Raw genomic sequence first — 26,573 nt, 5'->3', positions numbered from 1 at the left:
TCCGGCCTATTTTCGGCCGGACTGAAGCGTGGTGGATAAAAGCGTTTGCATGGCGATCGTGTCCTCTAGCGCGGCGCGGCGCCGGGTCTGAAGGATGGCGGCTTGCAAGCGGCTTGTTTCACGAGCCAGTGCGTCGGCCGACCATGTTCTAAGCGCTTGCTCGATGACTGGCTTGCGCTTGAAATGAAGGTGACGCCCGAGAGTCTGCATCACCTGGGACGCAGGCGTGCGCTTCTCTTCCATCTCGGCCCGCATGGCATCCATCAATTGAAACTGCCGCAGGCATGCCTGTATGACCAGGAAGACGGAGGTCTTCGACGCCGTGATCTTCTGCATGGCATGCAAAAAGTTTCCGGAATTTCCGGTTAGGATCGCATCGACGGCATCGTCGACGGATATGGCGCTGGCGTCGCCGATAATCTCCGTGACGTGATGCTCCTCGATAACCTCCAGATTGAGGCAGTATAGCGCGAGCTTTCTCACCTCGTTGCGCGAGGCGATGCGATCGCCTCCGATCAGTTCCAGCAGCGCCTGGCGCGCTCCGGTGGTGATGCGAAGGTTCGCGCCAGCGAGCTCTGCGTCTATCAGGTTATTGAGCGCGCGCGCATCATCGGCGTAGCATGGGATCGTCGCGACGCTTCGGGCTCCTTCGCTCGTCTTGCGCAGGAGCGACCCCTTCTTCAGATCGCCAGCCTCGATGATGACGAAGGTCGCCTCAGGAGGCTTTTGCGCAAGCACCTGCAGGGCGTCAACGAGGTACTTCTCGTTTGCCGCGCCGCGGATCCAGATAAGCTTCTGGCCACCGAAGAGGCCGATCGCGCCTGCTTCGTCGAGCAGGCGTCCGTGGTCTTTCTGGAGGTCACCAATGTCAAGTTTTATCAGGGAAAATGGGTCGGTTAGGTCGACACCAGTCTTGGCCGCGAGCAGGCTGGCGCGTTCAGACACCAGCCCGCGATCGGGGCCATAAATGACGAATAATTGGTAGTGGCGGGCGGATTTCTCCAGAAATCCCTCGAACTCATGCGACTTTATCTCCGCCACTCAACCGCTCCTCAGCGGCCAAGCGCCGCGGCGATATCGGCAGCCACGAATTCAGCCACCTGGCGTGCTGCGCGGTCCTCAGCGTCGCGAATAGCGCGTTGCTTGGCAAACTCCTGAGCGGGGAAGTCGACAAGTGCTGTCGCCGACTGATGGCCGGCACGGATCACATGGCCGTCCTTGTTCGACTTCAGCGTATAGTCGACGCTGACGGTGGCGCGGCCCGCGCGTGACTCATCCGAGGATGCGACCAGCAGCGTATCGATGACGTTTGATCGGGCGTTCATCTCGACCTTGTAATCGGCCTTGTCTGGTTCGCCAGCGCCGCGGGAGGCGAGGAAGATCAGCCGATTGCGAACTTCCTGCTCGACACGCGAATTCGCCTCGGAGAAGGAGATGGATGACAACTTGCCGGCAACGCCCGACGTTTCGGAATAGAGCGGCCGGACCTGGCACGAGGCGAGAAGAACCGTGGTTGCCAGCACCGCGGCAATCCCTGCGCGGCTAGCCAGCCTGGAAGCGATATTAAACGACAATGTTCACAATCCTTTGTGGAACCACGATAATTTTCTTCGGCGCCTGGCCGTTGAGCACGCGCTTGACATCCTCCAACGCAAGGGCGGCGTCGCTGACCGTAGTTTGATCTGCGTCGCGGGAGATTGTCAATTCAGCGCGCTTCTTGCCGTTGATCTGCACCGGCAGGACGACGTCGTTTTCAACGACAAGAGCGTCGTCGTACTTCGGCCACGCCGTCTGCGACAGCAGCGTGTCGTGACCGAGCACCGACCAGCACTCTTCCGCCAGATGCGGTGTCATCGGTGCCACGAGTTGCACGAGGATTTCGGCTGCATCCCGCACGGCGGCACGATAGGCGGCATCGGCTTTGCCTGCTGCAACGGTTGTTAGCGGGCCGGCAATGGCGTTCACGAGCTCATAGATGCGCGCGACGGCCTTGTTGAACCACAGCTTGTCGTAGTCGTTCTGAACGGCCTTCAGCGTCTTGTGCGCCAGCTGGGAGATGGCAAGGGCATCGCCATCCTTAGCCGGAGTCGCAGTGACATCACTCAAAGCTTCGGCAGCTTCCGAGATGAGGCGCCACAGGCGCTGGGTGAAGCGGTGTGCGCCCTCCACGCCCGCTTCCGACCAGATCACATCGCGCTCGGGCGGGGAGTCCGACAGAACGAAGAAACGAGCCGTGTCGGCGCCGTAGGAAGCAATGATGTCATCAGGATCGACGACGTTCTTCTTCGATTTCGACATCTTCTCGATCGAGCCGATGGCAATCTCTTCGTTGTTGGAGAGGAGGAACGCGCGGCGTTTTCCGTCCATTTCCTCGATCTTGATATCGGCCGGTGCGACCCACTCGCGGCTCATACCAGAGCCACGGCTATAGGTCTCGTGCACCACCATGCCCTGCGTGAACAGGCCCTTGAACGGCTCCTTCACATCGACATGGCCGGTTTCGCGCATGGCGCGGGTAAAGAAGCGCGAATAGAGCAGGTGCAGGATCGCGTGTTCGATACCGCCGATATACTGATCGACGGGCAGCCAGCGGTTGGCAGCCGCGAAATCCGTCGGCTTGCTCTCCCAAGGCGCCGTGAAGCGGGTGAAGTACCAGCTGGAATCGACGAAGGTGTCCATCGTGTCGGTCTCGCGACGGGCATCCTTACCGCAATGCGGGCAGGCGACGTGGCGCCAGGTTGGGTGCCGGTCGAGCGGATTGCCGGGCTGATCGAAGGTGACATCTTCCGGCAGCTTGACCGGGAGATCCTTCTTCGGCACCGGCACGACACCGCAATCCTGGCAGTGGATGACCGGGATCGGGCAGCCCCAGTAGCGCTGGCGGGAAATACCCCAGTCGCGCAGGCGGAAGTTGACCTTGCGCTCGCCCTGCGGGGCATTGCCCAGAGACGCGGACGACAGACGGTCGGCCACGATATTGAAGGCTTCGTCCGTCGACTTGCCGTCCAGGAAACGTGAGTTGATCATGATGCCGTCGCCGTCATAGGCGGTATCGCCGACAGCGAAGGTCGCGACGTCGCCGTCACGCGGCATGACAACGGGTATGACCGGAAGGCCGTATTTGCGGGCGAAATCGAGATCGCGCTGATCGCCTGCCGGGCAGCCGAAGATGGCGCCCGTGCCGTAGTCCATCAGCACGAAATTGGCGATGTAGACGGGCAGTTCCCAGGAAGGGTCCAGAGGATGGCGGACACGGATGCCCGTGTCGATGCCCCGCTTTTCGGCTGTCTCGAGCGCTGCCAGCGACGTGCCGGCGCGGCGGACGTCTTCGCAGAAGGCGTCGATTTCGGCGTTCTTGGCCGCGGCGTCCTTGGCCAGCGGGTGATCGGCGGAAATGGCGAGGAAGGAGGCGCCAAACAGCGTGTCCGGGCGCGTGGTGTAGACCGTTACCTCGGTCTCGCCAGCAGGCGCGGTTTCGCCGACTATCTCCCAGCGGATGGTCATGCCTTCGGAGCGGCCGATCCAGTTCTTTTGCATCAGGCGGACCTTCTCGGGCCACTGATCGAGACCATCAAGGGCGTCCAGCAGATCTTGGCTGAAGTCGGTGATCTTGAAGAACCACTGGGTCAGTTCTCGCTGTTCGACAAGCGCGCCGGAGCGCCAGCCGCGACCGTCGATAACCTGCTCGTTGGCGAGAACGGTATTGTCGACCGGGTCCCAGTTGACCTTGGATTGCTTGCGGTAGACGAGGCCCTTTTCCAGGAAGTCCACGAACATGTGCTGCTGATGCTGATAGTATTCGACATCGCAGGTTGCGAATTCGCGGCTCCAGTCGAGCGACAGGCCCATCGCCTTCAGCTGCGACTTCATCGATGCGATGTTCTGGTAGGTCCAGGCTGCGGGATGAACGTTGCGCTCCATGGCGGCGTTTTCGGCCGGCATGCCGAACGCGTCCCAGCCCATGGGATGCAGCACATTATAGCCCCGGGCGCGCTTGTAGCGCGCGACGACGTCGCCCATCGCATAGTTGCGGACGTGGCCCATGTGGATGCGGCCGGACGGATACGGGAACATCTCCAGCACGTAGTATTTCTCGCGCGGATCGGCGTTGTCGGTCTCGAAGACCTTCGCTTCGTTCCATTTTTTCTGCCAGCGAGGCTCGGCATCGCGCGGATTATAACGTTCGGTAGCCATGGTATTCGTATTTCCGGAAAATCAAGGGAAGTTGGTGGTGACCTTCACCATGAAACCACCGTAGCGTCAAGTTTTGCCGACGTGGTTTGGGGCCAATCGGCGCCTAGCTGCGATAATTTCGAGGCTTCGGACCTTGGCAAGCCAAGATCGGGTGTTTAGTGCATTTTCATTGTTTTCGATGATGGACCGAGGCGCAACATGGAACTTCAAGAGCGACTGGAAGAGGTTCGCGGCCGGATCGCCGCGGCGGCCCGTGAAACGGGCAGAGCGGAAGGCTCGGTGCAGCTCGTGGCGGTGTCCAAGACATTCGACGCGGATCATATCCGCCCGGCCATCGAGGCTGGTCAGCGCGTGTTCGGTGAAAACCGGGTGCAGGAGAGCCAGGGCAAGTGGCCGGAGCTGAAGAGCGAGACGGCTGGTATCGAGCTTCACCTGATCGGACCGCTGCAGTCGAACAAGGCCGGCGAAGCGGTCGCGCTCTTCGATGTCATCGAGACGGTCGATCGCGAGAAGATCGCGCGTGCGCTGGCTGATGAAATGAAGCGCCAGGGCAAGGCCCCTCGCCTTTATGTGCAGGTCAATACGGGGCTTGAGCCGCAGAAGGCCGGCATTGCGCCTGACGATACGGCGGCGTTCGTGGCGCTCTGCCGCGATGAGCTTGGTCTTTCCGTCGAAGGGCTGATGTGCATTCCGCCGGCGGATGAAAACCCGGGGCCGCATTTTGCCCTGCTGGCGAAACTCGCGAAGGCTTGTGGCGTCCAGAAGCTCTCGATGGGCATGTCGGGAGATTACGAGACAGCGGTCGCTTTTGGCGCCACCAGCGTGCGGGTCGGGTCTGCCATTTTCGGCACCCGCTGATCATCGTATCTGCTCCAGTGGTCGGCGTGAATGTTTCACGGGAAACATTTGCGATCCGCGCTACGGCGCAATTGCCACCGGCAATAAAAAACCCCGCCAAAGCGGGGTTCTAATCTCAGTCCGTCCAACCGCTTAGTAGCGATCGTCTTCGTCTTCATCCGGCGTCGAGGACTTCAGCGACTTCAACTTCGCGAAGACGGCGTCGGCGTCGATTTCCTTCTCTTCCTCACGCTCGTAGCTCGGAGCCAGGCGTTCGGTTTCGTGCGCGGACTGCAGCGTTTCGCCGAGTTCGGCAGCGGTCGGCAGCGGACGGCCCTTGGCGGCTTTTTCGACTTCCATGTCGAGGTCGATCTGGCTGCAGAGACCGAGCGTAACCGGGTCCATCGGCGTCAGGTTGGCGGCGTTCCAGTGGGTGCGCTCGCGAATCTGTTCGATGGTCGACTTGGTCGTGCCGACGAGACGCGAAATCTGGGCGTCCTTCAGTTCCGGGTGATTGCGAACAAGCCACAGGATGGCGTTCGGGCGGTCCTGGCGCTTGGAGACCGGCGTGTAGCGCGGGCCACGACGCTTGGATTCGGGAACGCGCACCTTCGGCTCGGAAAGCTTAAGCTTGTGGGCCGGGTTCTTCTCGGCGCGTTCGATTTCGTCGCGCGACAGCTGACCGGTGGAGATCGGATCCAGGCCCTTAATGCCCTGCGCAGCTTCGCCGTCGGCGATCGCCTTCACTTCCAGAGGGTGCAATTTGCAGAACTGAGCGATCTGGTCGAAAGACAGAGCTGTGTTGTCGACGAGCCAAATAGCGGTCGCCTTCGGCATAAGCAGTTGTTGAGCCATGGATATAGTCCTTCTGTCGTCCGCGCCGGTGTCGCGGTCCGTGGGTTGTCACCACTATGTCCGGGAAATTATGCCGCTATATAACCGGAGTGACGCATAATTGCAATTGATCACGAATGAAATGACCTTTGTCTAATTGCCGGGTCGATCTGACCTGTTATGAATGCACAAAACCGCCTGCGGCGTAGTTCTGCCGCCGGCGTCCGAGTGAGGAGGAAATCGATGTCGGAGAAGATCTACCCGGTGCAAAAGCCGGTTCAAAACCATGCGCTGATCGACAAGGCCAAGTACGAGAAATGGTACGAGGAGAGCGTCGAGAACCCGGATAAATTCTGGGGTAAGCATGGCAAGCGGATCGATTGGTTCAAGCCTTATACGAAGGTGAAGAACACCTCTTTCACCGGCAATGTGAAGATCAAGTGGTTCGAAGACGGCCAGACGAACGTCTCCTACAACTGTATCGACAGGCACCTGAAGACCAACGGCAATCAGGTCGCGATCATCTTCGAGGGCGACAACCCCTACATCGACAAGAAGATCACCTATAACGAGCTCTACGAGCACGTGTGCCGCATGGCGAACGTCCTGAAGAAGCATGGCGTCAAGAAGGGCGATCGTGTCACCATCTACATGCCGATGATCCCCGAGGCGGCCTATGCGATGCTGGCCTGCGCTCGTATCGGCGCCGTGCATTCCATCGTGTTCGGCGGCTTTTCGCCGGAAGCCCTGGCGGGGCGGATCGTGGACTGCGAATCAACCTTCGTCATCACCTGCGATGAGGGAGTGCGCGGCGGCAAGCCGGTGCCACTGAAGGAAAACACCGACACGGCGATCCATATCGCAGCCCGCCAGCATGTGATCGTCGAGAAGGTACTGGTGGTTCGCCGCACCGGTGGCAAGACGGGTTGGGCTCCCGGTCGCGACCTCTGGTATCATCAGGAAATGGCGACGGTGAAGCCGGAGTGCCCGCCCGCCAAGATGAAGGCTGAGGATCCGCTTTTCATTCTCTATACGTCGGGCTCGACCGGCAAGCCGAAGGGTGTGCTGCATACAACGGGCGGCTATCTCGTCTACGCGGCGATGACGCACGAATACGTGTTCGACTATCACCCCGGCGATATCTACTGGTGCACGGCCGACGTCGGCTGGGTCACCGGCCACTCCTATATCGTCTACGGCCCGCTTGCGAACTGCGCGACCACGCTGATGTTCGAGGGCGTTCCAAACTTTCCGGATCAGGGCCGCTTCTGGGAGGTGATCGACAAGCACAAGGTCAATATCTTTTACACCGCGCCGACCGCCATCCGCTCGCTGATGGGCGCCGGCGATCATTTCGTGACGCGTTCGTCGCGGTCCAGCCTGCGTCTGCTCGGCACGGTGGGCGAGCCCATCAATCCCGAAGCCTGGGAATGGTACTATAATGTCGTCGGCGACAAGCGTTGCCCTGTCATCGACACCTGGTGGCAGACGGAGACGGGTGGCCACATGATCACGCCGCTGCCAGGCGCGACCGACCTGAAGCCGGGATCGGCAACCAAGCCGTTCTTCGGCGTGAAGCCGCAGCTGGTGGATAATGAAGGCAACGTGCTCGAGGGCGCGGCTGATGGTAATCTCTGCATCACCGATAGCTGGCCGGGGCAGATGCGCACGGTCTACGGCGATCACGAGCGCTTCATCCAGACCTATTTTTCGACCTACAAGGGCAAATACTTCACCGGCGACGGCTGCCGTCGAGACGAGGACGGTTATTACTGGATTACCGGTCGCGTCGACGACGTGCTCAATGTGTCGGGCCATCGTCTCGGCACGGCCGAGGTCGAATCGGCGCTGGTGTCGCACAGCCTCGTGTCGGAGGCTGCGGTCGTCGGCTATCCGCATGCGATCAAGGGTCAGGGCATCTATTGCTATGTCACATTGATGGCCGGCAACGAAGGTTCGGACGAGCTGCGCCAGCAGCTGATCAAGCATGTCCGGAACGAAATCGGCCCGATCGCAGCACCCGACAAGATCCAGTTCTCGCCCGGGCTGCCGAAAACCCGATCGGGCAAGATCATGAGACGCATCCTGCGCAAGATCGCCGAGGACGATTTCGGTTCACTGGGCGATACGTCGACGCTTGCCGATCCAGCTGTTGTCGATGATCTGATCGCCAACAGGCAGAACAAGGCGACTGCTTAGTATTGGCTGTCTGCTAATGAGAGGCCGCTTCGGGAAACCGGAGCGGCCTTAATCGTGATCGGAGCACGGCGTCTTCGGCTTCCGGCCACCGTCATAGGCAACTGCGATCCCCTCGCCCAGCATATACTGAGCCGGATTCCGTCCATCGGATAGCGTGACGTCGGCCAGGATTCGGCCGAAATACTTGTCGCCGGAAATTCGGGTCAGCTGCACTTGCGGTGAGTTGTCGGTGAGCTCTTCCAACACTTGGCGGGCATCGATCCCCGCGCGCCTGACCGCAGCGCATTTTGAGTGCATCTCGGGCGTATCGATGCCACGAATGCGGACATAGACTTCCACGGTCTGCTGCGGCCACGGGCGAGCGGCGACCAGCAAGGTGTCTCCATCGATCACGCGCAGAATTTCAGCCGACACAGGCCCGGCGATCTCATCGCGCGCGAAAGCCGGCATCGAAATTGCCGCAAGGATCGCTAGTGCTGTGATGGAGCGCGTGAACATACAAGGAATAAATTCCGATATTCATGCGAAGTCAATAGGAATATTTACTTAGAAGTCGATCGCGCGACCGTTGATTTCCCAATCGCCGAAGCGGGCCGGATCGGCACCCCCTCGCCCACCGATCTCGGTCGGCATATCGGTCGGCTGTTCGTTGCGGCGACGCTCCTCGGCTTCGGCAAGCGCACGCTTGGCGGCGGGCGAGAGCATCTTGCGCGGGCGCTCCGTGCCTTCCTCGGCCAGAGCCTCGATATTGTCGTTGTCCGCTTCCTGCATCACGCACGCCCGCTTGAAAATATTGAAAATGGCCGATGAATAACCAGATTATAGGACGCCGACGCGGCGATTGAAACCCTTTGAGCGCAAACGGCGCTCGCCTGAAATGGAGATGATGATGAACCTTGTCCGTACTGCCATGTTGCTTGCCTTCATGACGGCACTGTTCATGGTCGTCGGGTTCATGATCGGTGGCCGCAGCGGCATGATGATCGCGTTCCTGGTTGCGGCCGGCATGAACTTCTTCTCGTACTGGAATTCCGACCGCATGGTGCTTTCGGCCTACCGTGCCCAGGAGATCGATGAGCGCAACGCGCCGGAGTTCTTCAACATCATCCGTGATCTCTCGCACAATGCGGGCCTGCCGATGCCGAAGGTCTATCTCTACGACAATCCGCAGCCGAATGCTTTCGCGACGGGCCGCAATCCGGAGAACGCCGCGGTCGCGGCATCGACGGGTCTGTTGAGCGCACTGTCGGCGGAAGAGGTTGCCGGCGTCATGGCCCATGAGCTCGCGCACGTCCAAAACCGCGACACGCTGACGATGACGATCACGGCGACGCTTGCCGGCGCCATCTCGATGCTCGGCAATTTCGCGTTCGTCTTCGGCGGTAACCGCGAGAACAACAACAATCCGCTCGGCTTCGTCGGTGTTCTGCTGGCGATGATCGTCGCGCCGATGGCCGCCATGCTGGTGCAGATGGCGATCAGCCGTACGCGCGAATATTCGGCCGACCGGCGCGGCGCGGAGATTTGTGGCAACCCGCTTTGGCTGGCCTCCGCACTTGGCAAGATCGCCCGTGGCGCCTCGAATATTCCGAACTACGACGCGGAGCGCAATCCGGCCACCGCTCACATGTTCATCATCAATCCGTTGACGGGTGCGGGCATGGACAACCTGTTTTCCACCCACCCGAATACCGAAAATCGCATCGCTGCGCTGCAGGAAATGGCAAGAGGCGGCATGAATAACTCGACGCCGTCGGCTCGTGCTGCTAATCCCGTGCGCAAATCGCGCTCAGTTCCGGATGCCGGCCTTGGCCGCGGTGGCTCGCAACCGCCAAAGGGTCCCTGGTCTTGAGTTCAGACGGTAAGAAAAAGCCATTTCGCAAACAAAAGTCGTCGGCGCCGGCGGAAACGTCCGCTTCCGCCAAGCCTGGTCTGCAGGCGCGTGCCGCAGCCTCGAAGATTCTGGCTGCCGTCATCGATCGCAAGCTCTCGCTTGACGGCGCCCTCGACCATGAACATGGAAATCCGGCTTACAAGGCGTTGGCCGACGACGACCGTGGTCTCGTCCGCGCAATTCTGAACACCACGCTGCGTCACCTGCCCCGCATCGAGGCGGCCGTGTCATCCCTGCTGGAATCGCCCTTGCCGGAGGGCGCGCGCTCGCTGCAGCACGTGCTTTCGATCGCGGCGGCGCAGATCCTCTATCTCGACGTTCCCGATCATGCCGCCGTCGACATTGCCGTCGAGCAAGCCAATCTCGACCCGAGAAACCGGCGCTTCGCCAAGCTGGTCAACGCCGTGCTGCGTCGCCTGGGGCGCGAGAAGGAAGAGATCCTTCGCCAGATCGACGACATTCCGTCGATGCCTAGTTGGTTTCTCGAACGGCTGGAGAAGGCTTATGGCCGTGACGCAGCGCGGGCGATCTCGGATTCCCAGCTGCAGCCCGCTGCCATCGATCTGACTGTAAAATCGGATGCCCAGGCCTGGGCCGAAAAGCTGAACGGCATAGTGCTGCCGACCGGCGGAGTACGGCTTGCCGCATTCGACGGCTCCATTCCGTCTCTCGAAGGTTTCGACGAGGGGCTGTGGTGGGTACAGGATGCGGCGGCGAGCATTCCGGCGCAGCTCTTCGGCAATCTCTCCGGCAAGCGTGTTGCCGATCTCTGCGCCGCTCCTGGCGGTAAGACGGCGCAGCTGATCCTGGCTGGCGGCAAGGTGACCGCCGTCGAGCAGTCCGAAAACCGCATCAAGCGCCTGCGTTCGAACCTTGAGCGTCTCCAGCTGTCGGCGGAAACGATGGCGCAGGATCTGACCAAGTTCACCCCTGACGAGCTTTTCGACGCCATCCTGCTCGACGCGCCCTGCTCTTCCACCGGCACGACGCGGCGACATCCCGACGTGCTCTGGACCAAGGGGCCGGAAGATATCGCAAAGCTCGCCGCGCTGCAGGAGCGTCTGCTTCGCCATGCGCTGCGGTTGCTGAAGCCCGACGGCACGATCGTGTTTTCCAATTGCTCGCTTGATCCGAGCGAGGGTGAAGAGGTCGTGGCACAGGTGCTCAAGGACACCGAAGGATTCGAGCGCGTGGCGATCGAGCCGAGCCGCTGGCCGGGGCTGGAAGAGGCAATCAGTCCGCTTGGCGAGTTCCGCACCACACCCGACATGCTGAAGCTACCATCAGGTTTCGCGCCGGGTCTGGACGGTTTTTATGCGGCCGTGTTGCGCCGTGTTGCCTGATCGAAGAGCAACTGGCATAGTTAAGCATTGTTGCAGAATCATCGACGGTCAGTGCCGTTTCCGGACTTGTCCATCCAATCCTAACGATATGGGTCAATAGACAATCGAAATGCGGTCCGGACGGTTTTCAGGTCTTTACCTGCGGGAGGCTTGGCGGCGGGTACTTTGCCGTGCTGCGCTTCTGCGCCTCAAGTTGTTTCGCCACACTGTCTATGTGCCCGAGCGGCTGATCGTGGCGCCGACGGATCTAAGGCCCGTCGATTCGCATGTCGCCGAGGAAATCATCAACGGTCGCTTCCCGCTTGCCGGCCGCATGCTGGAGACCGGCGGAAAGTCGCCGTTCACGTTTAGCCTCCCGTCTCGCGCCTTTGCCATCAAGCTCCATGGCTTCGGCTGGCTGCGCCATATGCGCTCCAAGAAGAACGATCTGCATTCGAACGTCGCCCGCGCCATCGTCAATAGCTGGCTGTCCATTCACGGCGGACGAATGGAGGGCATTGCCTGGGAGATCGATGTTACGGCAACGCGCGTCATTGCCTGGTTGTCGCATTCGCCCGTGGTGCTGCAGAATGCCGATCGCGGCTTCTATCGACGCTTCGTGCGTTCACTTGCGTTTCAAGTCCGCTTCCTGCGCCGCATGGCGCGTTATGCGCCGCCCGGCGAGGTGCGTTTTCGGGTCCGCCTAGCGCTTGCCATGGCGTCGATCTCTATGCCGGTACGCCCCAGCGCAATCCGCAAATCCTCCGAAGCGCTCGATGTCGAGTTCGATAGCCAGATTCTGCCGGATGGCGGGCACGTGTCGCGCAATCCGCGCGTCGCGCTCGAGCTTCTGCTCGATCTGCTGCCGTTGCGGCAGACCTATATCAATCTCGGCCACGATCTGCCGCAGAAGCTGATATCCGGCATCGATCGAATGTATCCGGCGCTGCGCTTCTTTCGCCACCAGGATGGCGATCTCGCTCTGTTCAACGGCGCGACGTCGACCTCGGCGAATGAGATCGTGTCGCTGCTGCGCTATGATGAGACGGCGGGTGAGCCGTTCAAGGCGATGCCGCATTCGCGCTACCAGCGCCTGGCGGCCGGTCGCACCGTCGTTATCGCCGATACTGGCCTTCCGCCGAGCGGTAACCTCTCGCGCACTGTTCATGCCGGATGCCTGTCCTTCGAGATGTCATCAGGCCGGCACCGCTTTATCGTGAATTCGGGCTCGCCGAAATTTGCCGGCAACCGCTATGTGCAGGTCGCGCGCACCACGGCCGCGCACACGACCGTGACGCTCAACGATACGTCGTCGAGCCGGTTTGCGTCTTCCGATTTTCTGGCGCATCTCATCACCGATCCGGTTAAGACCGTGCAGGTCGATCGCGTCGTGGCGGATGACGGCCGGGATGTCGTCAAGGCAAGCCACGACGGCTATCTGAAAGAGTTCGGCGTCCTGCACGAGCGCGAGCTCACCTTGAACGCCACCGGTTCGATCATGACCGGACTCGATCGCCTTACGGTTTCCGAAGAGCGAAGAGGCGAAGGAGAACTGCAGGCCGTGGCGCGTTTTCACGCCCACCCGTCGATCAATCTGAAGCAGATGGACCGGGAGTCCATCCTGATGACGGCGCCAGATGGCGAGAGTTGGCTGTTCTCCTCGCCCGGCAATACGGTCGAGATCGCCGAGGATGTGTTCTTTGCCGATGCCTCCGGTATCTGCGCGTCGGATCAGATGGAAATCAGCTTCGCCTATCCGGAAAAGCCGGAAATACGGTGGTTTTTGTCTCGCAGAAGCTAGCGGCTGTTTTCGCCGGCGCAAAGCTGTGCTAACGCGGCGCCATATTCCGCGCACCTCGCCGGATGTCTCCCGAAGATCGAACGGAGAAGCCACATGGCCGTTGTTTCCAAGAAAATCCCCGCCCCCGACAAGGTTGCCGTCAAGACCGCCTTGCTCTCCGTGTCCGACAAGACCGGCATCGTAGACCTCGCGCGCGCGCTTGCCGAAAAGGGCGTTCGGCTGCTGTCGACCGGCGGCACCCACAAGGCGATCGCCGCCGTCGGCCTCGATGTTACCGACGTTTCCGACGTCACGGGCTTTCCGGAGATCATGGACGGCCGCGTGAAGACGCTGCATCCGAGGGTTCACGGCGGTCTGCTGGCGATCCGCGACGACGCCGAGCATCAGGAAGCGATGAAGGCGCACGGCATCGATGGCATCGATCTCGCCGTCATCAACCTCTATCCGTTCGAGGATGTGCGCGCGGCGGGTGGCGATTATCCGACCACCGTCGAGAATATCGACATTGGCGGCCCGGCGATGATCCGCGCCTCGGCCAAGAACCATGCCTATGTGGCGATCCTCACCGATCCAGCGGACTATCCGGAGCTTCTCGAGCAGCTTTCGTCCGATGCCGGCCAGACCAGCTATGCCTTCCGTCAGCGCCTTGCGGCCAAGGCCTATGCGCGCACGGCCGCCTACGACGCGATGATCTCCAACTGGTTCGCCGAAGCGCTGTCCATCGACACGCCGCGTCACCGTGTCATCGGCGGCGTGCTGAAGGAAGAAATGCGCTACGGCGAGAATCCGCACCAGACGGCGGGCTTCTACGTGACCGGCGAAAACCGTCCGGGTGTTGCCACGGCAACGCTTCTGCAGGGCAAGCAGCTCTCCTACAACAACATCAACGACACGGACGGCGCCTTCGAGTTGATCGGCGAGTTCTCGCCCGAGAAGACCGGCCCGGCCTGCGCGATCATCAAGCATGCCAATCCGTGCGGTGTCGCTACCGGCCCTACGCTGAAGGACGCGTATCTCCGGGCGCTTGCCTGCGACAGCACGTCCGCTTTCGGCGGCATCATTGCGCTTAACCAGCTGCTCGATGCCGAGACGGCGGAAGAAATCGTCAAGCTGTTCACGGAGGTCATCATCGCGCCTGAGGTGACGGAAGAAGCCAAGGCGGTTATCGCGGCCAAGAAGAACCTGCGCCTGCTCGTGACCGGCGGCCTGCCTGACCCGCGCTCTCGCGGCCTTACGGCGAAGACCGTTGCCGGCGGCCTGCTGGTGCAGAGCCGTGACAACGGCATGATCGATGATATCGAGCTGAAGGTCGTCACCAATCGCCAGCCGACGGCACAGGAACTGGTGGACCTCAAGTTCGCCTATACGGTTGCCAAGCACGTCAAGTCGAATGCCATCGTCTATGCCAAGGACGGCCAGACGGCCGGCATCGGCGCTGGCCAGATGAGCCGTATCGACTCCGCCCGCATCGCCGCGCTGAAGGCTGAGGATGCCGCCAAGGCGATGGGCTGGGCCGAGCCGATGACCAAGGGCTCCGCTGTTGCTTCGGAAGCCTTCTTCCCGTTCGCGGACGGCCTTCTGTCGGCGATTGCCGCCGGTGCCACGGCCGTCGTGCAGCCAGGCGGCTCGATGCGCGACCAGGAAGTGATCGACGCGGCCAACGAGCACAATGTGGCGATGGTCTTCACCGGCATGCGCCACTTCCGCCACTAAACATCGATGAAAACGGCTACGCCCTATCCGCCGGATAGGGCGTCCGGATCAGCAGGATCAGCCCGCCAGCCAGAAACAGAACGAGCGTGGCCATGCCGAGATGCGACGAGCCTGTCGCATAAGTCACGATCGAAAACAGAAGCGTCGCCATGAAGCTGGTTGCGCGGCCCGAGAGCGCGTAGATGCCGAAGTAGCGGCCTGCCTCATCAAGGCTGACGCTGCGCGCCAGATAGGAGCGCGACGAGGCTTGCACAGGGCCGAATGCCAGGCCGATCAGCAGGCCGTAGCCGATATAGGCTTTCTCCGCCGCCGTGCCGAACAGACCGCCTGAATCCGCCGTCGGAAGCGGCACCAGCCCGAAGAGCGTATAGCCGGGTTCGGTGGATACGATGCCGAAGGTCGCGAGAAGCAGCATGGTCAGGCTGATGACAATCGTCGCCTTCGAGCCGATGCGCGCGTCGATACGTCCGGCGATGATGCAGCCGAAAATCGCCACCACGTTGAGGATGATGCCGTAGATGCCAATCTCGATGGTTGCCCAGCCGAACATGCCGGCCGCGAAGGCGCCGCCAAGGATCAGCAGGCCGTTGACGCCGTCCTGGTAGATCATGCGGGCGACGAGAAAGCGCATGAGCGGGCGGCGCTCCCTCAGTTCCGCCAGCGTGTGCCTGACTTCACGCAGGCCGGAGCGGACGGCGGAGCCGAAGGGAAGGCCACCCTTCACATCCGGTGTGAACAGAAACATCGGCAGGACGAAAATCAGATACCACACGGCCGAGATCGGACCGGTAATGCGCGCATCCTCGCCGGTGTGTGGATCAAGGCCGAAGATCGGGTCTAGGCCGAGGATGGTCTTGCCGGTCTCGGGACTTCCGGCAAGCAGCGCCACCACTGCGATCAGTACGATCATGCCACCAAGATAGCCGAGGCCCCAGGCGGTGTTGGACAGTCGTCCGACTTCGTCCTTTCCGACGAGGCGCGGCATCATGGAATCGTTGAAGACGATCGAGAATTCCGCGGCGATCGACGCCAGGATCATGAAGATCACGGGGTAGATGACAGGTGAGCCGGGTGCCGCGAACCAGAGGCAGCAGAGGCTGGCGATCTTGATGACGGCGAAGAAGCCGATCCATGGCTTTCGCCCGCCGGACTGGTCGGCGATCGAGCCGAGAATGGGCGAGAGGATGGCGATGATCACCGAGGAGATCGTCGCCATGTTGCTCCAGAGCGTTTGCGCGGAGACTGGATCGGCCGTCAGCCTGGCCACGAAATAGGGGCCGAAGATGAAGGTGGTGACGACGGTGAAGAACGGCTGCGCCGCCCAGTCGAAGAACATCCAGCCCCAAATGCCTCTGCGCGTGGCGCGCTGGGGCTGTGTTCCCGTCCAGTCAATGCGATTCACCGGCCTGCTCCTGATTTGGGAGCGGACTGTCTCACCTCGTCCCGTCTCTGGCAAGATCGGTCAGCAGGCCGGCGGCGACGGTGATGCGGGCGAGATTCGGATCGCCACCCTCGCTGAGACCCGCCAGTTCCTCGGCGATGCGGTTGATCCTGATCCGGTCGCTCGCATGCCATGCCTGCACCGGCAGTTTTTCCTTGCCGTTGTTTGAGAGAGCGGAGCTCACGATATCGCGACGGGCTGTCGCGATCTGGTCGAGGCTGCGCGCCAGCGCCAGGTTCTCGTAGTGATCCGAAGTGGTGATGCGGCTGCCGGCTGCTAGCAGTCGGCCGATACGGAAGGTCTGGCTGACCGCGAAATAGCTCTCGGCGGCGCGGATCAGCGGCTCACCCGTGCGCTCTGCGATCTGCATGATCTCCGGCACGAGCGCGAAGCCGATCAGATGCGCGATCTCGGCTGCAAGCTTGTCCGGCACGCCGGCGGCCTGATATTCGGCCTGGCGCGCCTCGAGTTCGGGAACGACCTGGTTGGCGAATACCGGCTGCAGCTTCTTGAAGGCCGCGCGGAGCCTGTCGATGGTCTCGGCGATATCACCCTTGGCCATCTGCATCTTCAACAGCAGGCGCGTCAGCACGGTGAAGATATGGCTGATTTCCTCGTAGATGCGGTTCTGCATCTGACCGGAAATCCGGCCGTCGAGCGCATCGGTCTCGCTCCAAAGCCGGCTCAGATCGAAGCCGTCGCGAGCGATGATGGCGGCGCGCACCACTTCGGGCGCTGATGCGGCCGTCGCGTCCATCATGCTGACGGCAAAGCTCGGCCCGCCGCGGTTGATTGCTTCGTTGGCAAGCACGGTCGCCACGATCTCGCGCTTCAGGCGGTGATTGGCAATATCGGACGCGTTGGACTTGCGCATCTTGGCCGGGAAGTATTGCGAGAGCGTCGCCTCGAAATAGGGATCATCCGGCAGATCGCTTGCCGCGAGCGCGTCGAAGAGAACGATCTTCGCGTAGGACAAGAGGACGCCGATCTCAGGCCGTGTCAGCGGTCTGTTCGCGGCGTAGCGCTCGGCCATCGTGGTGTCGTCGGGGAGCGTCTCGACCTTGCGGTTAAGCTGCTTGGCGGTCTCCAGAACACCCATGAAGCGGGTGAGTTCGAGGCCGTTCGCGGTGCCCTTCCTCTCGGTCAGCGAGATGGCGAGCGACTGCAGATAGTTGTTGCGAAGCACGAGCTTGCTGACTTCATCGGTCATCGAGGAGAGCAGCTGGTCACGCTTCTGTCGCGTCAGCCGTTCGTCGTGCATGGCGGCTGCGAGCGCGATCTTGATATTCACTTCGACGTCGGAGGTGTTGACGCCGGCCGAGTTGTCGATCGCATCGGAATTGCAGCGACCGCCCTTCAGCCCGTAGGCGATGCGGCCGCGCTGGGTGACGCCCAGGTTCGCGCCCTCGCCGATCACCTTGGCGCGCACCTCGTCGGCGCTGATGCGGATGGGGTCGTTGGCGCGGTCGCCGACGTCGGTATCGGTTTCGGCTGTCGCCTTCACGTAGGTGCCGATGCCGCCGAACCAGAGCAGGTCGACAGGGCTTTTCAGGATCGCGGTCATGACTTCAAACGGCGTCGCCACCGTCTTGTCCATGCCGATCGCGGCTGCGGCCTGCGCGGTGAGCGTCACCGATTTCGCCGAGCGTGAGATGATCATGCCGCCCTTCGAAAGCAGGCTCTTGTCGAAGTCCTGCCAGCTCGAGCGCGGCAGATTGAACAGCCGCTGACGCTCCGCCAAGGTCTTGGCCATGTCAGGATCCGGATCGATGAAGATGTCGCGGTGGTCGAAGGCGGCGAGAAGCCGGATCTTCGGTGACAAGAGCATACCATTGCCGAAGACGTCGCCCGACATGTCGCCAACGCCCGCGACCGTGAACGGCGTCGTCTGGATGTCGATGTCCATCTCGCGGAAGTGGCGCTTCACCGTTTCCCAGGCGCCGCGCGCGGTGATGCCCATTTTCTTGTGGTCGTAGCCGGCGGAGCCGCCCGATGCGAAGGCATCGTCGAGCCAGAAGCCGGCTTCCTGCGCCAGCGCATTCGCGGTGTCGGAGAAGGTCGCCGTGCCCTTGTCGGCGGCGACGACGAAATAGGGGTCGTCGCCATCGAGCCGCACCGTGTTTTCAGGCGGGATGATTTCGGTGCCGGAAATGTTGTCGGTGATCGAGAGCAGCGTGCGGATATAGGTCTTGTAAGCTTCACGCCCGGCATTGAAGATCTCATCGCGATTGCCGCCGACAGGGAGCTTCTTCGGATAGAAGCCGCCCTTGGCGCCGACGGGTACGATCACGGCGTTCTTGACCTGCTGCGCTTTCACCAAGCCCAGCACTTCGGTGCGATAATCCTCGGCGCGATCCGACCAGCGAAGCCCGCCACGGGCTACTCTGCCGAAGCGCAGGTGAACGCCCTCGACCTCGACGCCGTAGACGAACATTTCGCGGAACGGCTTCGGCGCCGGCAGGCCGTCGATCAAATGCGGATCGAGCTTGAAGGCTAGCATCGCCTTTGCGGAACCATCGGGATTGCGCTGGAAGTAGTTGGTGCGCAGCGTCGAGTCGACCACATTGACGTAGCGACGCAGTATGCGGTCGTCATCAAGGCTTGGAACGTCCGACAGCGCGGTCTCGATCTTGGCGTGAAGATCAGTCGCCTTCTTGATCCTGTTCTTCTCCGTCAGCTTCGGGTCGAGGCCATCGTGGAACAGGCGGAAGATGAGCGACGAGATAGCCGGGTATTTATCCAGCGTCGTCGCGATGTAATCCTGCGAATAGGCGATGCCGGCTTGGCGCAGATAGCGCGAGTAGGCGCGCAACACGCTTGTCTCGCGGGCCGACAGGCCAGCCGAGATGATCAGGCGATTGAAGTTGTCGTTGTCGATGACGCCTGAAAAAGCGAAAAGGAAGGCTTCTTCGAGTGCTGCGCCATGCTGCTGCAGATTGATCTCAGCGCCGCTTTGGGCTTCGAGTTCCATGTCATGCAGCACCACCAGCTTCTCGCTGCCGTCTGCCAGCGTCACGTTGATGTCGAAGGTGCCTTCGCTGATGACGCTGAAGCCGAGATTCTCGAGAAGCGGCACGCGGCGGGAAAGTGCGAGCTGGCCATTGAAGTGGAAGATCTTGAGGCAGAGAAGCGACACGCCATCCTTGATGCGCGTGTAGAATTCGATGCGGATCTGCTCGCCCGTGGCGCAGGCGACGATGTCGGCGAAGTCGGCGAAAGTTTCTTCCGGCGGGAAGAGATCCTGGTAAGCGTTGCTGACCTTGATCTTCGGCGCCTTCGGACCGGCAAGCATTTCGAAGCGGTCATCCCAGCGGGCCGTTATGCTGCGGATTGCTTCTTCGAGCTTTGCCTGAGGAATACGCGGGGTCTTTCCACCAGAGCGGCCGATGATGAAATGGACGCGGGCGACGCCGCCTTCGGGGAAAGCCGGGTAATAGGCCGAGACGCGGCCATCATAGATGGTCTTGAGATAGGTGCCGATCTTCTCGCGCACGATCGAATCATATTCCTCGCGCGGCACGTAGACGATAACGGAGACGAAACGATCGAAGTGATCGATGCGCGGCAGCACCCGTACGCGCGGGCGGTCGGTCAGATCGTTGATCTGTTCGGCGAAGGTGGCGAGCAGGGCGGTGTCGATCTGGAAGAGATCGTCGCGCGGGTAGGATTCCAGCGTGTTGTCGAGCATGCGGCCGGAATGGCTCATCGGATCGAAGCCGAAATGCTCTTTCACCTTCTCCACCTTCGAGCGCAGCAGCGGGATATCAGTTGCGAGCGAGGTGTAGGCGGTCGAGGTGAAGAGGCCGACGATGCGCAGCTCGCCGGTGACATTGCCACTCTCGTCGAAGCGTTTCACGCCGACATAGTCCATATAAGCGCGGCGGTGGACGACGGATTTGACGTTGGCTTTTGTGACGATCAGGAAGTCGGGACCGTCGAGGAAGGCCAGGATTTCGGGCGTCGTGGTGACGGCGTCGCGGCCGGTCCGGAGCACCAGCACATCGGGATTGGAGAGGATTCCCAGCCCCGTGCCCTTGTCGCGTTCGACCTTGGCGTTCGAGCCCTTGCCGGAATAGACATATTCGCGCATGCCCAGAAGGGTGAAATTGGCATCGCGCAGCCATGTCAGGAAAGCGACCGCTTCATCGCGATCCGCCTTGCGGCGGCCGACATTGCGTGACGATAGTTCGTCGATGGCGGTGCCGAGCTTGTCCAGCATCGGCTTCCAGTCGGAAACCGACAGGCGCACCTGTTCGAGGACGATTTCGATCCGCTCGATCAGATCTGCGGACTGCGCCGGCGTGAGCGGCGCGAGGTGAAGCTGGATGTGGCTGACGCGGTTTGCCGGCTCGCCCGGCATATCCGGCGAATAGAGTTCCGGCGGATGACCTAGCTGCATGACGAGAATGGGATGAACCGCCATGAAGAGATCGCGGTAGCTGCTCGTTACCTCGCCCATGACCGATTCGTAGAGGAACGGCATGTTGTGATCGGTCACCGACAGGACCGATACGGCCACCCCATCCGGCTCGACATTGTCGAGCGAGGTGACGGTGACGCGCGGCGCGTTGCCGGTCCAGGCGGCGAGTTCGGCCGCGCAGTGGACAGCGGAAATCGCCAGCATTTCGGGCGTGTAGGATTCGAGGTCGTCGCCGCTGGCGCGTCCGAAGAGAATATCCGGCGCGAGATAGTGCTCCCCCATCGCCGTCGCGATCTTGTTCGCGCTTTCGATCTGTTTTTCCCGTTTCGGATTGTTTCGAGCAGCCATTGACTGTGTCCCCCATTTTCTCGATTGCGCGCAGGTTAGCAGAAGGTTTGACAGAAAAATTGCAAAAATAGGGGCGTCGATCGCAGTTTTCGTGCGAATTTAGCCGGCATGTCGTCAATTCTGTAAAAAATGATCCGAATATGATTTTCGTCGCCAGAAGTTTGATCACGTCCCAATGAAGAGTTGTTGACAGTCGCGCAGCAAAAAGACGATCAACTGAGGATCGGAACCCGGATCGGATAAACATGTCGCAGAATGCAGCAGGCACGGTGATCGTCATATCGAGCCACGTCGTTCGTGGATCGGTCGGCAATCGGGCGGCGGTTTTCGCGCTCGAGACGCTCGGCCACCAGGTATGGGCGCTGCCAACAATCGTTCTACCCTGGCATCCGGGCCACGGCCGTTCGACGCGGCTGACCTTCGCGGAGGCCGATTTCGATGCGGCGATCGACGATCTCATACGCGCGCCCTGGATCGGCGAGGTCAAGGCGGTGCTTTCGGGCTATTTCGGCAATGCCGCGCAGGCCCGCTCCGTCGGCCGTCTGATCACCGCGCTTAGGGAGCAAAATCCCGATCTGTTTTACGTTTGCGATCCCGTGATGGGCGATCTCGGCGGGCTTTATGTTCCCGAGGCGACGGCTGAGGCGATCCGGGACCATCTGATCCCGCTGGCATCGTTGGCTACGCCCAATCGTTATGAGCTCGCCTGGCTGTCCGGCGCGCCGCTGGAGAGCAATACCGAGATCATGGAGGCGGCGCTGGCACTTGGCCCCGCACGCATGTTGGTGACCTCGGCGGTGCCGATGATGGCTGGTGGAACGGGCAACCTCTATCTCTCCGGGCGCCACGCGCTGCTTGCTGAGCACCGGCTGATCGACAATCCGCCAAACGGCTTGGGCGATCTTCTCGCCGCGCTTTTCCTGTCGCGGCTCCAGTCCGGCATGGAGGACGAGAAGGCGCTGCAGCTGGCGACGGCCAGCGTCTACGAGGTGTTGGCGCGGGCGGTGAAGCGCGGCAGCGACGAGCTGACGCTCGCAAACGACGCCTCCAGCCTGTCGACGCCGATGGCGATGGTGCAGATGCGACATCTGATGCATCCGGCGCAGCGGCGAAAGAGCTAGCGGCCGGGGGCCGTTAACGCATTTGGCGCTGCGATATTGATCTTGCATCGCTCACGCTGTAATCGAAGATCATGCAGCGTTTTCCAGATACACTTCTCGACGGCTATCGCAACTTCATGAGCGGGCGTTATGCCGACGCTCGTGACCGATACAGGACGTTGGCGGAGCACGGGCAGAGCCCGAGCACGCTGGTCATTGCCTGTTCGGACTCACGCGCGGCGCCGGAACTCATTTTCGATTCCGGGCCCGGCGAGCTCTTCGTCGTCCGCAACGTCGCCAACATGGTGCCGCCCTACGAGCCTGATAGTAATTTCCATGCGACCTCGGCTGCACTCGAGTTCGCGGTTCTGGCCCTGAAGGTTACCGATATCGTCGTCATGGGACATGGTCGGTGCGGCGGTATCCGCGCGGCGCTCGATCCCGATGCCGAGCCTTTGTCGCCCGGCGACTTCATCGGACGCTGGATGTCGCTGGTGCGGCCGGCGGCCGAGCAGATCCAGAGCAACGACGTGATGACCCCTGGCGAACGCCAGACGGCGCTGGAGCGCGTGTCGATCCGCAACTCGATCGACAATCTCCGGACCTTTCCGGAGATCAAGGCGCGTGAGGAAGCCGGTGATATCCAGCTTCATGGCGCTTGGTTCGATATTTCGACCGGCGAATTGTGGGTCATGGACGCAGAAACGCGCGACTTCATTCGCCCTGACGTCTGACACCATAGTTCGAGAAAAACAAAAAAGGCGCTGCGGTTTCCCGCGGCGCCTTTTTCATTTCATCATCAAGTCTGAATCAATTCGCGTCGATCTGCTGACCGATGTAGGCGATTGCCTGCTGGTAGACCGTTGCCGCGTTCCAGCCGGAGATGGCTGCGAAGTTCGACTCGCCCGGCTGATAGCCGGCACCCGGACGCCAGCCGTGGCCCTTCAGGAAGTTCGCGGTCGAAGCCAGCGCGTCGGCGCGTGAGCCGACCATGTCGACCCGGCCGTCACCATCGCCATCCGCTCCGTAGAGCACGACGTTGCGCGGGAGAAACTGTGTCTGACCGATTTCGCCGTGGGCGGCGCCGCGCGCCTGCGGGCTGAGGAAGCCTTCGCCGACGAGCTGAAGGGCTGCATAGAGCTGGTCAGTGAAATAGGCAGTACGGCGGCAATCGAATGCGAGCGTGGAGACGGCGGACATCGTGTGCTGGTTGCCCATGTAGCTGCCGAAACCGGTTTCCATGCCCCAGATCGCGATCAGGGGGCCGGCCGGAACGCCGTACTTGCGTTCGATGTTGGCGAAGAGCGCTGCGTTGGCGCGCTTCATGCCCTTGCCGCGCGAGATGATGGCCTGGCCGCCGCGCTTCTGCATGAAGGCGTCGAAGGAGAGCTTGAAGCTCTTCTGGCCACGGTCGGCAGAAATTGTCGGTCTGTTATAGACGACGTTGGCGAAAGCCTTGTCGAGAACGGAGCGGCTGACGCCGTTGGCCGCTGCTTCCTGCTTGAAGGCAACCACCCACTGGTCGAAGCCCGCGCTGGTGTTGCTGCACTGTGGTGCCGCTTCAGCCGTTGCCGGAAGTGCCTGGAACATGGCGAACACTGCCGCCGCTGCCAGCAAAAATCTTGTCTTGCGCATCGAATACCCCGATCTCGATCAGCCTAGCCTTCAGCCGGACTGGAGCCCGCTATCGGCAACGTTGTCACGACCATTCATTTGATGAGCGCGAGATGCCGTCTGACATCCCGCGCTCCTGAATAAGCCTTAACTTAAGTAACGGGCTTAACAAGACATGGTTAAGAAAATATTCAAGCTGCCTGCTTGCGGGGCTTCACAAGTCCGCGATTGACGAGCAGTTCGGCGATCTGGATCGCGTTCAATGCCGCGCCCTTGCGCAGGTTGTCGGAAACCACCCACATGTTGAGGCCGTTCTCGACGGTTGCGTCCTCGCGGATACGCGAGATGAAGGTCGCGTCTTCACCGGCGGATTCGTAAGGCGTGATGTAGCCGCCATTCTCGTGCTTGTCGATCACCTGGCAACCCGGCGCATCGCGCAGGATATCGCGAGCCTGATCGGCGGTGATTTCCTTCTCGAACTCGATGTTGACCGATTCCGAGTGGCCGATGAAGACGGGAACGCGCACGGCCGTGCAGGTCACCTTGATCTTCGGGTCGAGCATCTTCTTGGTTTCGGCCAGAACCTTCCACTCTTCCTTCGTGTAGCCGTCTTCCATGAAGCTATCGATGTGCGGAATGACGTTGAAGGCGATACGTTTGGTGAACTTCTTGTTCTCGATCGGATCGGCGACGAAGACCGCGCGCGTCTGATTGAAGAGTTCGTCCATGCCGTCCTTGCCAGCGCCGGAAACGGACTGGTAGGTCGAGACGACGACGCGCTTGATCGTGGCGGCTTCGTGAAGCGGCTTCAGGGCCACGACCAGCTGGGCGGTCGAGCAATTCGGGTTGGCGATGATGTTGCGCTTGGTGAACTGCTCGATGGCGTCAGGGTTCACTTCCGGCACGATCAGCGGAACGTCCTGGTCGTAGCGCCATGCGGAGGAGTTGTCGATCACGACGCAGCCCTGCGCGCCGATCTTCGGCGACCACTTCTTCGATACGTCGCCGCCAGCAGACATCAGGCAGATATCGGTGTCGGAGAAATCGTAGTTTTCGAGATTCATGACCTTCAGCGTCTTGTCGCCGTAGGACACTTCAAGACCCTGCGAGCGCGCGGAGGCGAGCGCTACGACTTCGTCAGCGGGAAAACCGCGTTCGGAAAGGATGTTGAGCATCTCCCGGCCAACATTTCCGGTGGCTCCCGCAACTGCAACTTTAAAACCCATTTTCAAGCTCTCTTTCTCATCTCTCCTCTTGTTCGGTGAGGGGGAAAGCGCGCAACGATTGCGGCTTTCTGTCCCCAGCCGAGCCGGGGAGAGAGCGGCAGGCCAGAGACGTCAGACGGTTTTCGTCGTCGTTTTGGCCTTGGTTTTGGAAGAAACCGGAAAAATCATAACCATCCCGGCAACTCGTGCCCGGTCACTGCGTGCAGCAATGGCGTGTTCTTGGCGAACCATGGATATTCCTTTTCCACCGCTGCTCTTAAAAGGTTTTCCACAGGAGTCAAGGTTTTTGCGAGGGACCGCGCCTGTGATGATGGCGCTGGCGCGGCCGTTGCGGTGTCACTTCCGATTGATGCCACGACCGTTATCGGCGCGCACGGAGACTGTCTGGAGTGCCCGGCCCTGCGGTGCCTTCAGCTTGGCGGAAGCCGCGCGACCCAGCTTTCTCTTGCGCTCAAGGTGATAGGCGTAAACGAACTGGATCACGATACCGAGAACCACGAAGATCGGGCCCACGATCCGGTCGCCGTTGTTGATGTAGAGCAGCACCTGACCGACCATCGCCAGGATCGTGCCGGCGACGAAGATGTTCAACGAATGGCGGCCGAAGATGACCAGCGGGTTGTCCTCCGGGCGGCGCAGCAGGTTCGAGAGCGCGCCGATGTTGAGCACCAGGTAGGTGAGGGCCAGCACGTGCAGAAGACGCGGCAGCGACAGGAAGGTCTTGTCGAAGCCGGTGATGACTGGCGGCAGGCCGAGCGAGGCCAGTGCATTGCCGATGCCCCAGAGCTGACCCACGACCCATACGAAGGACAAGGCGACATAACCGGCGGCCAAGGCCATCAGCAGCGGGTGCTGGGGCAGCTTACCGCCACGGCGCACATGCATCATGCCGACGATGCCGATCGTGAACAGGAACTGCCAGGAGAGCGGATTCAGGAACCAGTAGCCCTCGATCAGCGTGTTGTGAGGGGCGATCTCATATATCCCCGACAGCAGCCAGACCGAGCCGGAGACGGCCAATGCCAGCAGCGGGCTTTTCGCTTCAAGCAGAAGGATGATTGGGACCATCAGCATCAGCGCGCCATACATCGGCAGGATGTTGTTGTAGCCGATCTGGTGGCCGAGCAGCATCAGCGCCGGAATCCCGGCCTGCGGGTTGGTGAGAACCGCAAGAATATTGATTTCGCAAAGAAGGCCCGCGCGATGGAACAGCCATGCACCCGCGATGAAAAGCGCAAGCGTCATGAATGTCGTGATCATGTGAGCGAGATAGAGCGTGAAGGCGCGCTTCGTGGATTTCTTGGCTGTTTCGAACCAGGCGGCGACCTTGAAGCGCGAGCCGTAGGCAATGCCCACGGCGATGCCCGAGATCAGCACGAATGCCTCGGCGGCATCCGAGAAGCCGTAGTTCTTGGTGGTCAGATGCTCGAAGATTTGGCCGGGCACGTGATTGATGAAGATGGTTATCAACGCGAGACCGCGCAGAACGTCCAATCGCGTGTCTCGTTTCGATGGCGCCGCAGTCGCGATTCTCCGCTCTGCACCGAACGTGTTTTCGGGCGTCGTTACCATTGACCTCTCCATGCTTCCATTTTGCAAACGCAGTTGAGGCCAAAAGGTTTCCCTCTTG

At 61.1% G+C, this 26,573-nt stretch carries 20 protein-coding genes; 8 read left to right on the top strand and 12 right to left on the bottom strand.

The genetic code is table 11. The annotated features are described in order from the left end of the window. Positions 1-6 precede the first annotated feature (6 nt). Genes holA through leuS form a run of 3 tightly spaced genes read right to left on the bottom strand, consistent with a single transcriptional unit; the run spans position 7 to position 4,194 of the window. On the bottom strand, positions 7-1,041 hold the full coding sequence (holA, locus tag ACVTFQ_RS17530; RefSeq protein ID WP_111562728.1) for a DNA polymerase III subunit delta: 1,035 nt from the start codon (positions 1,039-1,041) through the stop codon (positions 7-9). Positions 1,042-1,052: 11 nt separating this feature from the next. Then, positions 1,053-1,574 (bottom strand): LPS assembly lipoprotein LptE, encoded by a 522-nt coding sequence (gene lptE / locus ACVTFQ_RS17525; RefSeq protein ID WP_111562727.1) that lies wholly within the window; start codon positions 1,572-1,574, stop codon positions 1,053-1,055. Next, the gene (gene leuS, locus ACVTFQ_RS17520; protein WP_111562726.1) at positions 1,564-4,194 is read right to left on the bottom strand and encodes a leucine--tRNA ligase; all 2,631 of its coding nucleotides are present in this window, start codon (positions 4,192-4,194) and stop codon (positions 1,564-1,566) included. The genes lptE and leuS overlap by 11 nt, the downstream gene beginning before the upstream one ends. A 198-nt stretch (positions 4,195-4,392) precedes the next feature. On the opposite strand from leuS, the gene ACVTFQ_RS17515 reads away from it, so the two are divergent. After that, positions 4,393-5,052: a YggS family pyridoxal phosphate-dependent enzyme gene (locus tag ACVTFQ_RS17515; protein WP_111562725.1), complete on the top strand. Its 660-nt coding sequence runs from the start codon at positions 4,393-4,395 to the stop codon at positions 5,050-5,052. A gap of 132 nt (positions 5,053-5,184) precedes the next feature. Here the strand turns inward: ACVTFQ_RS17515 and ACVTFQ_RS17510 are convergent, their stop codons facing one another. After that, positions 5,185-5,886, bottom strand: coding sequence for a DUF1013 domain-containing protein (locus tag ACVTFQ_RS17510; RefSeq protein WP_026283466.1), 702 nt, complete (start codon positions 5,884-5,886; stop codon positions 5,185-5,187). A gap of 222 nt (positions 5,887-6,108) precedes the next feature. Here ACVTFQ_RS17510 and acs point away from each other — a divergent pair, with 222 nt between their 5' ends. After that, complete coding sequence (acs, locus tag ACVTFQ_RS17505) at positions 6,109-8,064, top strand: acetate--CoA ligase (protein WP_111562724.1); 1,956 nt, start codon at positions 6,109-6,111, stop codon at positions 8,062-8,064. Positions 8,065-8,112: 48 nt separating this feature from the next. Here the strand turns inward: acs and ACVTFQ_RS17500 are convergent, their stop codons facing one another. Together ACVTFQ_RS17500 and ACVTFQ_RS17495 are read right to left on the bottom strand one after the other, a co-directional pair. Further along, positions 8,113-8,562, bottom strand: a complete 450-nt coding sequence (locus ACVTFQ_RS17500; protein WP_111562723.1) for a thermonuclease family protein — start codon at positions 8,560-8,562, stop codon at positions 8,113-8,115. Between the two features lie 48 nt (positions 8,563-8,610). Then, the gene (locus ACVTFQ_RS17495) at positions 8,611-8,835 is read right to left on the bottom strand and encodes a DUF1674 domain-containing protein (protein WP_111562722.1); all 225 of its coding nucleotides are present in this window, start codon (positions 8,833-8,835) and stop codon (positions 8,611-8,613) included. A gap of 118 nt (positions 8,836-8,953) precedes the next feature. Between ACVTFQ_RS17495 and htpX the strand changes: the two genes are divergently transcribed. From htpX to purH, 4 genes are all read left to right on the top strand, one after another. Beyond that, complete coding sequence (htpX, locus tag ACVTFQ_RS17490; protein WP_111562778.1) at positions 8,954-9,916, top strand: zinc metalloprotease HtpX; 963 nt, start codon at positions 8,954-8,956, stop codon at positions 9,914-9,916. After that, entirely contained in the window at positions 9,913-11,301 is a 1,389-nt protein-coding gene (locus ACVTFQ_RS17485; protein WP_111562721.1) for an RsmB/NOP family class I SAM-dependent RNA methyltransferase, read from the top strand. The genes htpX and ACVTFQ_RS17485 overlap by 4 nt, the downstream gene beginning before the upstream one ends. A 109-nt stretch (positions 11,302-11,410) precedes the next feature. Next, entirely contained in the window at positions 11,411-13,081 is a 1,671-nt protein-coding gene (locus ACVTFQ_RS17480; RefSeq protein WP_112436385.1) for a heparinase II/III family protein, read from the top strand. A 93-nt stretch (positions 13,082-13,174) separates the two neighbouring features. Beyond that, entirely contained in the window at positions 13,175-14,794 is a 1,620-nt protein-coding gene (purH, locus tag ACVTFQ_RS17475; RefSeq protein WP_111562719.1) for a bifunctional phosphoribosylaminoimidazolecarboxamide formyltransferase/IMP cyclohydrolase, read from the top strand. Positions 14,795-14,810: 16 nt separating this feature from the next. Here the strand turns inward: purH and ACVTFQ_RS17470 are convergent, their stop codons facing one another. Beyond that, positions 14,811-16,196: an MFS transporter gene (locus ACVTFQ_RS17470; RefSeq protein ID WP_111562718.1), complete on the bottom strand. Its 1,386-nt coding sequence runs from the start codon at positions 16,194-16,196 to the stop codon at positions 14,811-14,813. Between the two features lie 31 nt (positions 16,197-16,227). Next, positions 16,228-21,003 (bottom strand): NAD-glutamate dehydrogenase, encoded by a 4,776-nt coding sequence (locus tag ACVTFQ_RS17465; protein WP_111562717.1) that lies wholly within the window; start codon positions 21,001-21,003, stop codon positions 16,228-16,230. A gap of 245 nt (positions 21,004-21,248) precedes the next feature. On the opposite strand from ACVTFQ_RS17465, the gene pdxY reads away from it, so the two are divergent. Both pdxY and ACVTFQ_RS17455 read left to right on the top strand, forming a co-directional pair. Further along, on the top strand, positions 21,249-22,124 hold the full coding sequence (pdxY, locus tag ACVTFQ_RS17460) for a pyridoxal kinase PdxY (RefSeq protein WP_111562716.1): 876 nt from the start codon (positions 21,249-21,251) through the stop codon (positions 22,122-22,124). A 71-nt stretch (positions 22,125-22,195) separates the two neighbouring features. Further along, the gene (locus ACVTFQ_RS17455) at positions 22,196-22,837 is read left to right on the top strand and encodes a carbonic anhydrase (RefSeq protein ID WP_018901094.1); all 642 of its coding nucleotides are present in this window, start codon (positions 22,196-22,198) and stop codon (positions 22,835-22,837) included. Positions 22,838-22,913: 76 nt separating this feature from the next. Here ACVTFQ_RS17455 and ACVTFQ_RS17450 read toward each other — a convergent pair whose 3' ends face one another. From ACVTFQ_RS17450 to ACVTFQ_RS17435, 4 genes are all read right to left on the bottom strand, one after another. Continuing rightward, positions 22,914-23,738, bottom strand: coding sequence for a lytic murein transglycosylase (locus tag ACVTFQ_RS17450; protein WP_111562715.1), 825 nt, complete (start codon positions 23,736-23,738; stop codon positions 22,914-22,916). Between the two features lie 170 nt (positions 23,739-23,908). Next, the gene (locus ACVTFQ_RS17445; protein WP_026283462.1) at positions 23,909-24,943 is read right to left on the bottom strand and encodes an aspartate-semialdehyde dehydrogenase; all 1,035 of its coding nucleotides are present in this window, start codon (positions 24,941-24,943) and stop codon (positions 23,909-23,911) included. A gap of 111 nt (positions 24,944-25,054) precedes the next feature. After that, entirely contained in the window at positions 25,055-25,255 is a 201-nt protein-coding gene (locus tag ACVTFQ_RS17440; RefSeq protein WP_111562714.1) for a hypothetical protein, read from the bottom strand. A gap of 24 nt (positions 25,256-25,279) precedes the next feature. Next, positions 25,280-26,515, bottom strand: a complete 1,236-nt coding sequence (locus ACVTFQ_RS17435) for an OpgC family protein (protein WP_409527895.1) — start codon at positions 26,513-26,515, stop codon at positions 25,280-25,282. Between the last annotated feature and the right edge of the window lie 58 nt (positions 26,516-26,573).

Source organism: Rhizobium sp. O111 (assembly GCF_055616315.1).
The sequence above is the reverse complement of the archived record's forward strand: the minus strand, read 5'-3'. Positions and strand labels throughout refer to the sequence as shown.